Source organism: Pseudomonas sp. NPDC087639, assembly GCF_044743385.1.
GTDB lineage: Bacteria > Pseudomonadota > Gammaproteobacteria > Pseudomonadales > Pseudomonadaceae > Aquipseudomonas.
Window position 1 is genome coordinate 440 of sequence record NZ_JBIUWI010000023.1, and the last position, 14069, is coordinate 14508.

General features: G+C 58.7%; 14 protein-coding genes. 9 read left to right on the plus strand and 5 right to left on the minus strand.

Annotated elements, in window-relative coordinates; all coding sequences use genetic code 11:
• From ACIOVB_RS12180 to ACIOVB_RS12190, 3 genes are all read left to right on the plus strand, one after another.
• Positions 1-534, plus strand: a 534-nt coding sequence (locus ACIOVB_RS12180; protein WP_401267935.1) for a TOBE domain-containing protein, incomplete at its 5' end; no start/stop codon positions are given.
• Between the two features lie 192 nt (positions 535-726).
• A complete protein-coding gene (locus ACIOVB_RS12185; RefSeq protein WP_401267938.1) occupies positions 727-2076 on the plus strand; it encodes a carbohydrate porin in 1350 nt (449 codons plus the stop codon).
• A 287-nt stretch (positions 2077-2363) separates the two neighbouring features.
• A complete protein-coding gene (locus ACIOVB_RS12190; protein ID WP_401267939.1) occupies positions 2364-3218 on the plus strand; it encodes a D-hexose-6-phosphate mutarotase in 855 nt (284 codons plus the stop codon).
• A gap of 126 nt (positions 3219-3344) precedes the next feature.
• Here ACIOVB_RS12190 and ACIOVB_RS12195 read toward each other — a convergent pair whose 3' ends face one another.
• The gene (locus ACIOVB_RS12195) at positions 3345-4205 is read right to left on the minus strand and encodes a MurR/RpiR family transcriptional regulator (RefSeq protein ID WP_171057240.1); all 861 of its coding nucleotides are present in this window, start codon (positions 4203-4205) and stop codon (positions 3345-3347) included.
• Between the two features lie 225 nt (positions 4206-4430).
• Between ACIOVB_RS12195 and zwf the strand changes: the two genes are divergently transcribed.
• The 4 genes from zwf to ACIOVB_RS12215 all read left to right on the plus strand — a co-directional run bounded on the left by zwf (position 4431) and on the right by ACIOVB_RS12215 (position 8180).
• Positions 4431-5897, plus strand: coding sequence for a glucose-6-phosphate dehydrogenase (zwf, locus tag ACIOVB_RS12200; protein ID WP_401267941.1), 1467 nt, complete (start codon positions 4431-4433; stop codon positions 5895-5897).
• On the plus strand, positions 5884-6597 hold the full coding sequence (pgl, locus tag ACIOVB_RS12205) for a 6-phosphogluconolactonase (RefSeq protein ID WP_401267943.1): 714 nt from the start codon (positions 5884-5886) through the stop codon (positions 6595-6597). The genes zwf and pgl overlap by 14 nt, the downstream gene beginning before the upstream one ends.
• 17 nt (positions 6598-6614) lie before the next feature.
• A complete protein-coding gene (locus ACIOVB_RS12210) occupies positions 6615-7280 on the plus strand; it encodes a bifunctional 4-hydroxy-2-oxoglutarate aldolase/2-dehydro-3-deoxy-phosphogluconate aldolase (RefSeq protein WP_401267945.1) in 666 nt (221 codons plus the stop codon).
• Between the two features lie 174 nt (positions 7281-7454).
• Positions 7455-8180: an intradiol ring-cleavage dioxygenase gene (locus ACIOVB_RS12215; RefSeq protein WP_401267948.1), complete on the plus strand. Its 726-nt coding sequence runs from the start codon at positions 7455-7457 to the stop codon at positions 8178-8180.
• Positions 8181-8185: 5 nt separating this feature from the next.
• On the opposite strand, the gene ACIOVB_RS12220 is transcribed toward ACIOVB_RS12215, so the two are convergent.
• Together ACIOVB_RS12220 and ACIOVB_RS12225 are read right to left on the minus strand one after the other, a co-directional pair.
• Positions 8186-9367, minus strand: coding sequence for an aminotransferase class V-fold PLP-dependent enzyme (locus tag ACIOVB_RS12220; RefSeq protein WP_187679730.1), 1182 nt, complete (start codon positions 9365-9367; stop codon positions 8186-8188).
• A 31-nt stretch (positions 9368-9398) separates the two neighbouring features.
• Positions 9399-9635 (minus strand): DUF3820 family protein, encoded by a 237-nt coding sequence (locus ACIOVB_RS12225; protein WP_003227425.1) that lies wholly within the window; start codon positions 9633-9635, stop codon positions 9399-9401.
• A gap of 204 nt (positions 9636-9839) precedes the next feature.
• Here ACIOVB_RS12225 and ACIOVB_RS12230 point away from each other — a divergent pair, with 204 nt between their 5' ends.
• Positions 9840-10307 (plus strand): PA2169 family four-helix-bundle protein, encoded by a 468-nt coding sequence (locus tag ACIOVB_RS12230; RefSeq protein ID WP_401267951.1) that lies wholly within the window; start codon positions 9840-9842, stop codon positions 10305-10307.
• Between the two features lie 123 nt (positions 10308-10430).
• On the opposite strand, the gene ACIOVB_RS12235 is transcribed toward ACIOVB_RS12230, so the two are convergent.
• Both ACIOVB_RS12235 and ACIOVB_RS12240 read right to left on the minus strand, forming a co-directional pair.
• Complete coding sequence (locus ACIOVB_RS12235) at positions 10431-10901, minus strand: MaoC family dehydratase (protein ID WP_003227420.1); 471 nt, start codon at positions 10899-10901, stop codon at positions 10431-10433.
• Between the two features lie 42 nt (positions 10902-10943).
• Positions 10944-11888: a lysophospholipase gene (locus ACIOVB_RS12240; protein ID WP_401267954.1), complete on the minus strand. Its 945-nt coding sequence runs from the start codon at positions 11886-11888 to the stop codon at positions 10944-10946.
• A gap of 239 nt (positions 11889-12127) precedes the next feature.
• Between ACIOVB_RS12240 and fadD2 the strand changes: the two genes are divergently transcribed.
• Entirely contained in the window at positions 12128-13816 is a 1689-nt protein-coding gene (gene fadD2, locus ACIOVB_RS12245) for a long-chain-fatty-acid--CoA ligase FadD2 (protein WP_401267957.1), read from the plus strand.
• Positions 13817-14069 lie beyond the last annotated feature (253 nt).

A 14069-nucleotide genomic window follows, 5' to 3' on the forward strand; every position in this document is an offset into this window, starting at 1 on the left:
AAGGACGGCATCATCCAGCAGTTCGGTACGCCAAAAGAGATCTACAACGACCCGGCCAACCTGTTCGTGGCGAGTTTCATTGGTTCGCCGCCGATGAACTTCATCCCGCTGCGTCTGCAACGCAAGGACGGTCGTCTGCTGGCGCTGCTCGACAGCGGCCAGGCGCGTTGCGAGTTGCCAATGGGTATGCAGGACGCCGGTCTCGAAGATCGCGAAGTGATCCTCGGCCTGCGCCCGGAACAGATCGTACTGGCGAACGGCGAGGGCAATGGCCTGCCGAGCATTCGCGCTGAAGTGCAGGTCACTGAACCGACCGGTCCGGACACCTTGGTGTTCGTCAACCTGAACGACACCAAGGTCTGCTGCCGTCTGGCACCGGACGTGGCACCGCAGGTGGGCGAGAGCCTGACGCTGCAATTCGATCCGTCGAAAGTTTTGTTGTTCGATGCCAAGACTGGTGAGCGTCTGGGCGTTGCCGGCCAACCGCAGACCGATGCGCGGTCTGCGAACGTTGCCCAGTTCAAAGGCCGCTGAATATCAACATGTGTGAGCAAACTTTTGTGGTGAGGGGATTTATCCCCGATGGGTCGCGAAGCGGCCCCAGAAGCCGGGTCTGCTGCGCAGAACATCGGGGATAAATCCCCTCGCCACAGGGTTCGATGCTGCACTTTATGTAAACCGCGTTAGATAAAAACAGTTAATAACAATAAAGACGAGGATGTAGGGATGAAAAAGAAACACGTCAATGCCCGGTTGATCTGCCAAGTGTCAGCTGCGGCGGCATTGGTGCTGGCCGGCAATGCGATGGCAGCGGATGCCTTCAGTTCCGATTCGAAATGGATGACCGGCGACTGGGGTGGCGAGCGGACCAAGCTGATCGAGCAGGGTATCGACATCAAGGCGGACTACGTCGGTGAAATGGGCGCCAACCTGAACGGCGGCTACAACGACGACAAGACCGGCCGCTACAGCGACCAGTTCGGTCTGGGCGTGGCACTTGATCTGCAAAAGCTGTGGGGCTGGGACAACACCCAGGCCAAGATCCAACTGACCAACCGTAACGGTCAAAACATCTCCAACGACCGCGTGGGCGATCCGCGTGCCGGTACCTTGAGTTCGTCTCAAGAAGTTTACGGCCGTGGCCACATGGTACGTCTGACCCAGTTGTGGATTCAGCACCAGTTCTTCGATAACAAGCTCGACGTCAAGGCCGGTTACTTCGGTGAAGGCGAAGACTTCAACACCTTCCCGTGCGAATTCCAGAACCTGGCGTTCTGCGGTTCCCAGGTCGGTAACTGGGCCACCAACATCTGGTACAACTGGCCTGTCAGCCAGGCCGCGATCCGCGTGAAGTACAACATCAACGACGAGCTCTACGCGCAGATCGGCGCGTACAACCAGAACCCGTCGCAGCTGGAACACGGCAACGGCTTCAAACTCAGCGGCAGCGGCACCAAAGGCACCGTGTTGCCGGTCGAGCTGGTCTGGTCGCCGAAGGTCAACAGCCTGCCGGGCGAATACCGCGTCGGTTACTACAAGAGCACGGCGAATGCTGATGATGTTCGTGAAGACATCAATGGTTTCGACGCTGCCACTACTGGCAACGCCTACAAGACCCACAGCAGCAAAAGCGGCTACTGGTTCGTCGCGCAACAGCAACTCACCAGCCACAACGGTGATGCCTCGCGCGGTCTGAATATCGCGGCGAACGCCACGTTCCACGACAAGGACACCAACTTCATCGACAACTACCAGTCGGTGATGTTTGTCTACAAGGGCCCGTTCGATGCTCGTCCGAAGGATGACATCGGTATCGGCGCAGCGCGTATCCACGTCAACGATGACGTGAAGAAAAACGCCGAGCTGCTCAACGTGTCTAACGGTGTTTCGGACTACGACAATCCGGTGTTCTCGCCGATTCGTGAAACCGAATACAACTACGAGCTCAACTACGGCATCCATGTCACCAACTGGCTGACCGTACGTCCTAACCTGCAGTACATCACTCACCCGGGCGGTGTGGATGAAGTGGACAACGCATTGGTCGCTGGCCTGAAAATTCAGACCGTGTTCTAACGCGTCTGCGGTAAGCTCCTCTCTATGTGCGCATATTTGCGGACAGCCAAGGCTGTCCGCTTTTTTTTGCGATAGCCGTCCGGTGATATACCTGTGGCGAGGGGATTTATCCCCGATGGGTTGCGAAGCGACCCCAGACCTGCAACCGTTTTCACCCTGACATACCGTATGCAATTGGTTCAGGGCCGCTCCGCGCCCCATCGGGGATAAATCCCCTCGCCACAGTGTTCACTCTCACTGGGCACAAAGGTAATTGAGTACCCCAATGATTTTCAGGATCGTGGCCAATGCATGAGCATCCGCTACAACGCTTCTTCAAATCCCTGCGCGAACAACCTGTGTTCGCCTGGGAGCGCTATCAGATGCGCGACGTGTTGGTGATTGATCATCCGCTGTGTCAGGCGGTGTTCAGTCGCCAGGGCGCGCAGTTGCTGCACTTTCAGCCGCGCGGGCAAAAACCGTGGTTGTGGTGTGCGGCGAAGTGGCCGCATGTCGGCGCCATTCGTGGTGGTGTGCCGGTCTGCTGGCCGTGGTATGGCCGCCATCCGAGCGAAAACGCCTGGCCGTTCCATGGCTGGGCACGATTGCTCGACTGGAAACTGCTCGACAGCAGCAGCGCCGAGGATGGCGTGCGACTGCACTGGCAATTGCAGTTATGCGACTGGCAGGTCGACCTGCACGCTCACCTCGGTGAGCGCATGGAATTACGTCTGAGCACCGAGCATCAGGACGACATGCCTTGCCAGTTGAGCCAGGCTTTGCACGCTTACTGGCGTATTGGCGATGTTGGTGAGATAGCGCTGTCTGGCCTCGAAGGCGCGCAGGGTTATGACCAGTTGAACCGCCAGGCTTGCCAGCAGGAAGGTGAGTTGCGGGTCGATGGCGGCTGTCAGCGGGTGTTCCAGCATGACGGCGAATTGCAGCTCAAGGATCACGCCTGGCAGCGTGAGTTGTGCATTGATACTGGCGACAGTGGCGATACGGTGGTGTGGCATCCCGGGTCGCGGCCGTTGTTGGGCGTGAGCTGGGATGAGGTCACGGAGTTTGTCTGTGTTGAGGCAGCGGCGGGTGGGACCGATAGCCTGCATCTGGCGCCGGGGGAGAAGGCGCATTTGAGTTTGCAGGCGTGGGCGGGGGCTTGAATCAAAGCCATGCGGTGAATCGGCTGGCCTCTTCGCGAGCAGGCTCGCTCCCACAGGGAAATGCATTGCAAATGTGGGAGCGAGATTGCTCGCGAAGAGGGTGGATCAGTCAGCCGAGATTTTGGATCAGTTGAACTCGTCACCCACCGGATACCGGCTCGCATTCAAGCTCTCTTTGATCTTGCGCAAATGCGGCTGGAAATCCACCCCGCGACGCAACGTCATCCCCGTCGCCAGCACATCCAGCACCGTCAACTGAATGATCCGCGAAGTCATCGGCATATAGATGTCGGTGTCTTCCGGCAGCGGAATGTTCAGGCTCAAGGTACTCGCCTTGGCCAACGGCGAATTCTCCGCCGTCAGGCCGAGCACCGAAGCACCGTTCTCCCGAGCAATGCGCGCCACTTCCACCAGCTCACGGGTGCGGCCGGTGTAGGAAATGATCACGAACAACTCGCCGGTGTGTGCCACCGAAGCAATCATTCGCTGCATCAGCACATCGGCATGCGCCGTCACCGCCAGGTTGAAACGGAAGAACTTGTGCTGCGCGTCGAGAGCCACTGGAGCTGACGCCCCGAGGCCGAAGAAGTGGATCTGCCGGGCCTGAATCAACAGGTCGACGGCGCGGCTGATCAGGTTCGGGTCGAGTGCCTGGCAGGCGCTGTCCAGCGAAGCGATGGCACTGCCGAAAATCTTCTGTGTATAGGCTTCGGGATTGTCATCGGCCTCGACCGCGCGGCTGACATACGCCGCGCCGCTGGCCAGGCTCTGGGCCAGTTGCAGCTTGAGCTCAGGGTAACCACTGACACCGAACGAACGGCAGAAACGGTTGACCGTCGGTTCGCTCACCGAGGCTGCCTGGGCGAGGGCGGCGATGCTGAAGCGGGTGGCCTGCTGCGGGTTGAGCAGGATCACTTCGGCGACTTTGCGTTCGGCCTTGTTCAGGTCTTCAAGGCGACTCTGGATCTGTTCCAGTAAATTTCGCACGCGGTCCATATGGAATTCCTAATTCACCTGCGCAAAGTGCGCCGGGCTATGCAAATTGGGCCTTTGATATGGCCGGTAACGGTGGCCTATCCTACTGATGGCTCCGACCGACCACCACTCGGAATCTGTATTTTGCGAAAATGTTGTGGTTATTACTACATTTTCCCTTGAGTGATGCCTTGAAAAAAGGTATTTGTAGCTTAACTTGATAAAAGAACAAACATCATGCCTTCGATTACGGTTGAACCGTGCACCTTTGCCTTGTTCGGCGCTCTTGGCGATCTCGCCCTGCGCAAGTTGTTTCCTGCCCTTTATCACCTTGACGGCGCCGACCTGCTGCACGAGGACACGCGCATCATCGCGTTGGCCCGTGAAGCGGGTTCCGAACAAGAGCACATGGCGTTCATCGCCGCCGAACTGCGCCGCTACGTCGGCAAAGAACTGAACGAAGCCGTTGCCGAGCGCTTTCTCGCTCGCCTGACTTACCTGCACGTCGACTTCCTCAAGGCTGATGATTACGTCGCACTGGCCGAAATGGCCGGCAGCGCGCAACGCATGATTGCTTACTTCGCCACTCCGGCGGCGGTATACGGCGCGATCTGCGAGAACCTGGCGAAAGTCGGTCTGGCAGAAAACACCCGCGTAGTGCTGGAAAAACCGATCGGCTCCGATCTCGAATCCTCGCGCAAAGTGAATGATGCCGTGGCGCAGTTCTTCCCGGAGAACCGCACCTACCGTATCGATCACTACCTGGGCAAAGAGACCGTTCAAAACCTGATCGCCCTGCGTTTCGCCAACAGCCTGTTCGAAACCCAGTGGAACCAGAATTACATCTCCCACGTGGAAATCACCGTGGCCGAGAAGGTCGGCATCGAAGGCCGTTGGGGTTACTTCGACAAGGCCGGCCAGCTGCGCGACATGATTCAGAATCACCTGCTGCAACTACTCTGCCTGATCGCCATGGATCCGCCGGCCGACTTGTCTGCCGACAGCATCCGTGACGAAAAAGTAAAAGTGCTCAAGGCCCTGGCGCCGATCAGCCCGGAAGGTCTGACCACCCAAGTGGTGCGCGGTCAATACATCGCTGGCCACAGCGAAGGCAAATCCGTACCGGGCTACCTCGAAGAACCGAACTCCAACACCCAGAGCGACACCGAAACCTTCGTCGCCCTGCGTGCCGACATCCGCAACTGGCGTTGGGCCGGTGTGCCGTTCTACCTGCGGACCGGCAAGCGTATGCCGCAGAAATTGTCGCAGATCGTCAGCCACTTCAAGGAACCGTCGCACTACATCTTCGCCCCCGAGCAGCGCCTGCAGATCAGCAACAAACTGATCATCCGCCTGCAACCGGACGAAGGCATTTCCTTGCGCGTGATGACCAAAGAGCAGGGCCTGGACAAAGGCATGCAACTGCGCAGCGGCCCACTGCAACTGAATTTCTCCGACACCTGGCGTAGCGCGCGGATCCCCGATGCCTACGAGCGGTTGTTGCTGGAAGTGATGAACGGCAATCAGAACCTGTTTGTCCGTAAAGATGAAATCGAAGCCGCGTGGAAGTGGTGTGACCAGCTGATCGCCGGGTGGAAAAAATCCGGTGACGCGCCCAAGCCGTATGCGGCCGGGTCGTGGGGGCCGATGAGCTCCATTGCATTGATCACGCGGGACGGGAGGTCGTGGTATGGCGATATCTGATGTGAAACTGCCTGCGGGCGTGAACGCTCACGAATTCAAGAGCCCGGTGCTGTTGGCCGAAGGTCTGGCGCTGAACGTTGCCAAGCAGCTCGGCGATGCCATTGCGGCACGCGGCAACGCAGTGCTGGTGGTGTCCGGCGGGCGCAGCCCGGTGGCGTTTTTCCAGCACTTGGCCAAACAGGAACTGGACTGGTCGAAGGTCGTCGTGACCCTCGCCGATGAGCGCTGGGTACCGGTCGAACACGCCGACAGCAATGCCGGTTTGCTCAAGCAGTATCTGCTCAAAGGTCCGGCAGCCAAGGCACAGTTCCTCAGCCTCTACAGCGCTGCGGCGAATGTGGAACAGGCAGCGGAAAACGCCGACCGCTTGCTCGCGGAACTGCCAGCGATTGACGTCCTGGTGCTGGGCATGGGCGACGACGGTCACACCGCTTCGCTGTTCCCTGACAGCCCGAACCTCGCTGAAGCGCTGCAAGCCGACGGCACGCGCCGTTGCTGGCCGATGCTGGCACCGAGCGTGCCGCGTCAGCGCCTGACCATGAGCCGTGCGCTACTGGCTTCGGCCAAGCACAAGATTCTGTCGATTTCCGGTCAATCGAAACTGACCACCCTGAATGCCGCGCTGGCGTCCGACGACGTCGCTGCCATGCCGGTTCGCGCGTTTCTGCAACCCACGTTAGAGATTTACTGGTGCCCATGAGCCAAGGAACAGCCGCTATGACAACCCCATCCCCGACCGTTTCCATGGTGGACAAAGTTGCCCTGATCGACAGCCTCTGTGCCAAGGCGCGGATCCTGCCGGTGATCACCATCGCTCGCGAACAGGACGTGCTGCCACTGGCCGACGCCCTGGCCGCCGGTGGCCTGACTGCACTGGAAGTGACTCTGCGTTCGCAATTCGGCCTCAAGGCGATCCAGATCCTGCGCGACCAGCGCCCGGAACTGATGACCGGTGCCGGCACCGTGCTCGATCGCAACATGCTCGCAGCGGCCGAAGCGGCGGGTTCGCAATTCATCGTTACCCCGGGCATCACCCGTGACCTGCTCGAAGCCAGCGTCGACAGCCCGATTCCGCTGTTGCCGGGTATCAGCAACGCCTCCGGCATCATGGAAGGCTATGGTCTGGGTTATCGCCGCTTCAAGCTGTTCCCGGCTGAAGTCAGCGGCGGCGTCGCGGCCATCAAGGCCCTCGGCGGCCCGTTCGGCGAAGTGAAATTCTGCCCGACCGGTGGCGTTGGCCCGGCCAATATCAAAAGCTACATGGCGCTGAAAAACGTCATGTGCGTGGGCGGTAGCTGGATGCTGGATCCGGAGTGGATCAAGAACGGCGATTGGGCCCGCATTCAGGAATGCACCGCCGAGGCGTTGGCGCTGCTGGACTGATCAATACCTGACACTTCGTTGTGTGTTCTACGGCTTTACGGTGCGCTTGGTCGGTGCACCGTTTTTTTTTTTGCCCTGAAAAAGTTGCGGATACATTGCTCGATACATAGTTACCGCACGCTGACTTTTCCCCGCCGCTAATCTGCGCTCTTCTTATGGAAGAGAGCATGTGTCATGGATCGAGATCCCGCTTCACCCTCAACGCAATCGGTGTACCAACTGGCCCCCGAGCAAATTCCCGGGCCGTATTTTCGCAATCCAAAACTCTTGCGTCGCAACATCAGCGAAGGAGCCGAAGGCTTGCCGCTGATCCTGCGCCTGACCATTGTCGATGCCATGACGGGTGAGCCGGTGAGTGGCGCCCTGGTGGACATCTGGCACTGCAACGCGCGAGGCGCTTATTCGGGTTGGAGTCGGATCAATCCGGATCTGGAAGCCGATGCCGAAACAATCGGCTCGATCCCGCGCACCGACGATGACACTTATCTGCGCGGCAGTCAGTTCTGTGACCATCGAGGGCAGGCGCGATTTACCACGATTTATCCGGGGTTCTATGCCGGTCGTGCGCTGCACATTCATGTCGCGGTGCGCATCGCGGCCGGTAGCGAATACCTGGAAGAGCGCAATGTGGCCTGGGTCGGTCAGCTGTACTTTCCCGAGGTCGTCTCTCGCTCGGTGCTCAATGCCAAAGCCTATCGCGGCCGTGCTTCGTTGCCACGCAACAACGCCGAGGACGACCTGTATGCCAGCATGAATGGTGAAGCATCGACACTGACTGTCTGGCCCATTGGTCGCGATTCTTACGATGATGGGTTCTTCGGCCACCTCACCATCGGCATCGATACTTTTGCGGCGTCGTCGCAGATCAAACCCGAGGATTTCGACAAATACACCGTATAAGCGGCTCAGCGCAGTGCGTTGAGCGCACGGGTCAGCAACTGCATGTCGTCGGCTGTGGTCGTCAGTCCCGGCGTGATGCGGATGCATGGGCCGCACGCTGCACCGTTGCGCACTACGGTGAACAGGTTGTAGTCGTTGAGCAAACGTTCTGCCATCGCCTGTTGATTGTCGTGGCGGGTGAAACGCATTGACGTGATCCCGCAATACAACCGTGGATCGTCCGGGGTCATGACTTCGATGCCCGGTAAGTGCCGCACGGCGCTGACCCACAGATTGCGCAGGTAATTGAGCCGCGCACCTTTGGCTGCGGCGCCGCCCAGGGAGCGGTGCTCCTCGAACACCAGCGGCAAGGTCATCAGCGCTGGAATGTTCGGCGTGCTGTAAGACGTACGCGCACGGATGTCATTGGCTGGATAGTGCATCTCGCCCATGTCCGGATCGATATCGGCCAGACGTTGCGGGGCGATATAGAGAAAGCCGAGAGTCAGCGGAGCACCAATCCATTTGTGCAGGTTGTAGCCGGCGAAGGTGATGCCCAGCGCTTCGAGATTGAACTCCATCTGGCCTAGGGCGTGGGCGCCGTCAAGGATGATGTCCACGCCGTGTTCCTTGGCCAGTGTTGCGATTGCCTGCACCGGCATCACCAGGCCGGTGCGATGGGTGACATGGGTCAGCGCCATCAACTTGAGTTTCGGATGGCGGATGAATGTCTCGCGATACGTCTCCAGCAGGCTGTCGAAACTGGCCGGGTGCGTGTGGCTGATCTCGATCACCTCGACGCCGCGCTGCCGTGCCAGCCAGCGCATGGCGCCCTTGACCGTGTCGTATTCGAGATCGCAGATCAGCACCTGGTCGCCCGGCTGCAAGCGGTTGTAGTTGCGGATCAGCGATTGCAGGCCTTCGGTGGCATTGCGAGTAAAGGCAACACTCTGCGCCCGCACGCCGATCAACTCTGCCAACTGTGCGCGAATGTCGAGATTGTCGTGCTGTTCGAAGCGTTGGCGCACATACACCGAGTTGCTGTTGTTGATCAGTTCGATATTGCGCTGGTACTCCTCGATCACCGTGCGCGACATGCGGCCGAAGTAACCGTTTTCCAGGTTCACTGGGCCGGGATGAACGTCGTAACGATCGGTGAACGTCTGCCAGAAGGCTTCGTCACGGGCGCGGCGGGTGTTATCGGGCATGATCGGGCTGAACTCTATAGAGGAGGGCGCTTCAGTGGCGCGGAGCAGGTTTGCCGTGTTTGGCGCGCAGCGGTTCAAGCAGATCAGACAAGCCGTTGTGGTCGATTTCCTGCATCAATGCCAGCAAGCCCCCGAGTTCACCGTGGGGAAATCCCTCGCGGGCGAACCAGTTCAGGTAAGGGCCTGGCAGGTCGGCAATGATCCGGCCCTTGTACTTGCCGAAGGGCATTTCGCGGGTGATCAGCAGTTCGAGTTTTTCAGGATTCATCGAGTTTCGGTCTGGATTCAATTCAAACTGGAAAATACAGGCATTCTGCATGCAGGCCAAATGACAGATCATGCAAATAACCGGGATACAGATAGTTCCTTTATATTTAAGTTATTGATAAATAAAGAATAATTCTAAAATAAAAAGCTGGCACGCTCACTGCAATATCCCTTGCATCTTCCACCGATCGCAAGGAATTGAAAAATGACCGACATGAATAAAGAAGCCATCTCTGTACTCAATGACCTGATTGAAACCAGCAAGGACGGTCAGGAAGGGTTCAAGACTTGCGCTGAAGACATCAAGCATCCTGAACTGAAAACCCTGTTTGTGTCCCGCTCAGCCGATTGCGCCACTGCCGCTGCTGAACTGCAAGCTGAAGTGCGTAAACTCGGCGGCGATCCGGAAACTTCCACCAGCGTCAGCGGTGACCTGCACCGCCGTTGGGTAGACGTCAAAGCCATGTTCACCGGCAAGGACGAAGAGGCTGTACTGAACGAAGCCGAGCGCGGTGAAGACCATGCGCTGAAGGCTTATCGTGAAGCCATGGAGAAAATCAACAAGCACAACCTGGTGGGTATTCGTGACCTGGTTGAACGCCAGTATCACGGCGTACAGCGCAATCACGATCAGGTGAAAGCCCTGCGTAACCAGGCTCGCGCACGCTCGTAAGCGTCACTGAAAAAACTGTGGGAGCGAGCCTGCTCGCGAATATGGTGTGTCATGCAACGATGATGTTGCTGACACGACCTCTTCGCGAGCAGGCTCGCTCCCACTTTTGTTTGACGCAATCAATCAGCCAATACTGATCGCCGGCAACGTCGGCAGCGTCACAGTCTGCTGCTTGCGTGGCGCCAGAATTTCCGCCTCGCCATCCACCACCAACTCATCACGCTGATTGAACACGCGAGTGGCAATGCGCACGCGAAATTTCGGCAGCTTCTCGAGAATTTCCAGACGCACCGTCAGTGTGTCGCCAATCTTCACCGGCTTCTGAAAACTCATCTGCTGACCGATATAAATAGTGCCCGGCCCAGGCAGTTCGCAAGCCACCGCAGCACTGATCAGCGCGCCGCTGAACATGCCGTGGGCGATGCGTTCCTTGAACATGCTGGCGGCGGCGAATTCGGCGTCCAGGTGCACCGGGTTGTGGTCGCCGGACATCGCGGCGAACAACTGAATGTCACGCTCTTCGACAGTCTTGCTGTAGCTGGCGGTCTGGCCGACTTCGAGGGCTTCGTAAGGGATGTTGGTAACCTGGGTCATCGGTCTTGATTCCTGTGATGGATCAAATGAATCCACAAAAAATTATTCGCTACGTTGAGGGCGCGGATGGCTCAGGGCCTGGTCGATCCAGGCCAGCACATCGGTGATCACTTCGTCGCGATTGGTTTCGTTGAACAATTCGTGCCGCGCCTGCGGGTAGATCTTCAGTTGCAGGTTCTGGCTGCCGGCGGTGCGCAAGGCATTGGCCAGATCTGTCAGACGCTTGCCCTCGCTCACTGGATCACATTCACCACCAATCACCAGCAGCGGCAGGCCCGGGGCGATCTGGGCGAGAGTGGACGCTTTGCTGATTTGCTGCAAGCCGCCGAGCAAGTCGATCCACAGTTGATTGGTGCAGCGAAAGCCGCACAGCGGGTCGGCAGCGTACTGGTCGACTTCGGCCGGATCGCGGCTTAGCCAGTCAAACGGCGTACGCACCGGTTTGAATTTTTTGTTGAACGAGCCGAACGACAACCACTCGATCAGCGCGCTGCGACCCTTGCCACCCTGGCGCAGTTTTTCCAGGCGGGCGATCTGCCGCGCAGCGCCATAAAGCGCCACCGGTTGAAAGTTCGAGCCACTGAGAATCGCCCCGTGCAGGCTGGCGCTGTGGTGCAACAGATAGCCTTGGGCGAGGTAGCTGCCCATGCTGTGCCCGAGCAGAATGATCGGCACGCCGGGGTGCTGTTGGCCTATGTATTGATTGAGGCTGGCCAGATCACCGACGACTTTGCACCAGCCGTCATCGTCAGCGAAATGCCCGAGGGTGCCGTTATCGGCAGTTCTGCCATGTCCACGCAGGTCCGGGGCGTACACGCCATAACCTTCGGCGCAGAACCGCTCTGCCAGCCGCTGGTATCGCGCGCTGTGCTCGGCCATGCCGTGGGCCAGCAGGATCAAGGCCTTCAGCGGAGTGGCCGGCAACCACTGATTGACGAAGAGGCGACTGCGGTCACTCGCGTCCAGCCATAGGGTGTCGTGGATCATGGCGATTCCTTTGCTCAGAGTCGAAACAGTGTATAGCGCATCTGTCGTCCGCCGTCTGATCAGCTCACGCCACGGCAGGAAGATTCACACGATCAATGACGGCTTTAGCCGTATTTGCCTGATTGGCCATAACTGCTAGTGTCCGTGAAGCTCCGCTTTTTGCTTTCTGTATTCAAGGGATGAACGAGAAATGACAGAAACGCGGCCCCGGATCGGCTCAGGTAAAGAGGACAAGAACAATGCAACCTGATTTCTGGAATGACAAACGCCCGGCCGGCGTACCGCTGGACATTGACATGGCTGAGTTCAAGTCGGTGATCGAGGTGTTCGAGCGTTCCTGCAAGAAGTTCGCGGATCGCCCGGCGTTCAGCAACATGGGCGTGACCCTGACTTACGCCGAACTCGAACGCCAGAGCGCCGCTTTCGCCGGTTATCTGCAAGCACATACCGATCTGGTGCCGGGGGATCGCATCGCGGTGCAGATGCCCAACATCCTGCATTACCCGATTGCCGTGTTCGGCGCCTTGCGCGCCGGGCTGATCGTGGTCAACACCAACCCGCTCTACACCGCGCGTGAGATGCGCCACCAGTTCAAGGACTCCGGCGCACGGGCGCTGGTGTACCTGAACATGTTCGGCCAGAAAGTCCAGGAAGTGCTGGCCGACACCGATATTCAATACCTGATCGAAGCGAAGATGGGCGACCTGATGCCTACCGCCAAAGGCTGGCTGGTCAACACCGTCGTCAGCAAGGTGAAGAAGATGGTGCCGGCGTATTCGCTGCCGCAGGCGGTCTCTTTCAAAAGCGCGTTGCGTCTGGGTCGGGGGCAGGGCATCAAGCCATTGAAAGTCGGTCTCGACGACATCGCCGTGCTGCAATACACCGGCGGCACCACCGGGCTGGCCAAGGGCGCGATGCTCACGCATGGCAATCTCGTGGCGAACATGCAGCAAGTGCGCGCCTGTCTCGCGCAACTGGGGCCTGATGGCCAGCCATTGCTGCGTGAAGGCCAGGAAGTGATGGTCGCGCCACTGCCGCTGTACCACATCTATGCCTTCACCGCGAACTGCATGTGCATGATGGTTTCCGGCAACCACAACGTGCTGATCACCAATCCGCGAGACATTGCCGGGTTCATCAAGGAGCTGAAGAACTGGCGCTTCTCCGCATTACTGGGTTTGAACACACTGTTTGTCGCGCTGATGGAGCACCCGGATTTCAAGACCCTGGATTTCTCCAGCCTGAAACTGACCAATTCCGGCGGCACTGCGCTGGTGAAAGCCACGGCCGAACGCTGGGAGCAGATCACCGGTTGCCGTATCACCGAAGGCTATGGTCTGACCGAAACATCGCCGGTTGCCTGCACCAACCCGTACGGCGACCAGTCGCGTCTGGGCACGGTTGGCTTGCCCGTGCCGGGCACGCTGTTGAAAGTCATCAACGATGACGGCGTCGAGCAGCCGCTGGGCGAGCGGGGCGAGTTGTGCATCAAGGGCCCGCAGATCATGAAAGGCTACTGGCAAAAAACCGAAGCCACCGCCGAAGTGCTGGATGCCGAGGGCTGGTTCAAGTCCGGCGACATCGCGGTGATCGAACCGGACGGCTTTGTACGCATCGTCGATCGCAAGAAGGACATGATCATCGTCTCCGGTTTCAACGTGTACCCCAACGAGATCGAGGACGTGGTGATGGCCCACCCGAAAGTCGCCAACTGTGCGGTGATCGGCGTGCCGGACGAGCGTTCGGGGGAGGCCGTGAAGCTGTTTGTGGTGGCGCGGGAAAGCGGGGTCAGTCTTGAAGAGCTGAAGGCTTACTGCAAAGAGAATTTCACGGCGTACAAGGTGCCGAAACACATAGTGTTGCGTGAGTCGTTGCCGATGACGCCTGTAGGGAAAATTCTGCGGCGTGAGTTGCGCGATATCGCCTGATCGGTGAATGGCCGCGCTTAGCGCGGATCGCGGGCAAGCCGCGCTCCCACAGGAATCTATGCAGACCTTGTGGGAGCGGGCTTGCCCGCGATGCTTTTAGGCGAACGCCCCCGGAATTCGGGACTTTCAGGGCTTTATAGGATTTTTGCTCTAAAATGACTGCTAGATAGTCTTGAGTCATCAATGTGACTGTAGGGGCCGCTTTTGGCTCTAGGCGACCCTCGGCAAAGCTGCTACTCTCGGCGCGCTTTGT

Coding starts and splice junctions, on each gene's coding strand:
- ACIOVB_RS12185 (WP_401267938.1), top strand. CDS start 727: ATGAAAAAGAAACACGTCAATGCCCGGTTGATCTGCCAAGTGTCAGCT.
- ACIOVB_RS12235 (WP_003227420.1), bottom strand. CDS start 10,901: ATGACCCAGGTTACCAACATCCCTTACGAAGCCCTCGAAGTCGGCCAG.
- ACIOVB_RS12215 (WP_401267948.1), top strand. CDS start 7,455: ATGGATCGAGATCCCGCTTCACCCTCAACGCAATCGGTGTACCAACTG.
- ACIOVB_RS12210 (WP_401267945.1), top strand. CDS start 6,615: ATGACAACCCCATCCCCGACCGTTTCCATGGTGGACAAAGTTGCCCTG.
- ACIOVB_RS12190 (WP_401267939.1), top strand. CDS start 2,364: ATGCATGAGCATCCGCTACAACGCTTCTTCAAATCCCTGCGCGAACAA.
- ACIOVB_RS12240 (WP_401267954.1), bottom strand. CDS start 11,888: ATGATCCACGACACCCTATGGCTGGACGCGAGTGACCGCAGTCGCCTC.
- ACIOVB_RS12230 (WP_401267951.1), top strand. CDS start 9,840: ATGACCGACATGAATAAAGAAGCCATCTCTGTACTCAATGACCTGATT.
- fadD2 (WP_401267957.1), top strand. CDS start 12,128: ATGCAACCTGATTTCTGGAATGACAAACGCCCGGCCGGCGTACCGCTG.
- zwf (WP_401267941.1), top strand. CDS start 4,431: ATGCCTTCGATTACGGTTGAACCGTGCACCTTTGCCTTGTTCGGCGCT.
- pgl (WP_401267943.1), top strand. CDS start 5,884: ATGGCGATATCTGATGTGAAACTGCCTGCGGGCGTGAACGCTCACGAA.
- ACIOVB_RS12220 (WP_187679730.1), bottom strand. CDS start 9,367: ATGCCCGATAACACCCGCCGCGCCCGTGACGAAGCCTTCTGGCAGACG.
- ACIOVB_RS12225 (WP_003227425.1), bottom strand. CDS start 9,635: ATGAATCCTGAAAAACTCGAACTGCTGATCACCCGCGAAATGCCCTTC.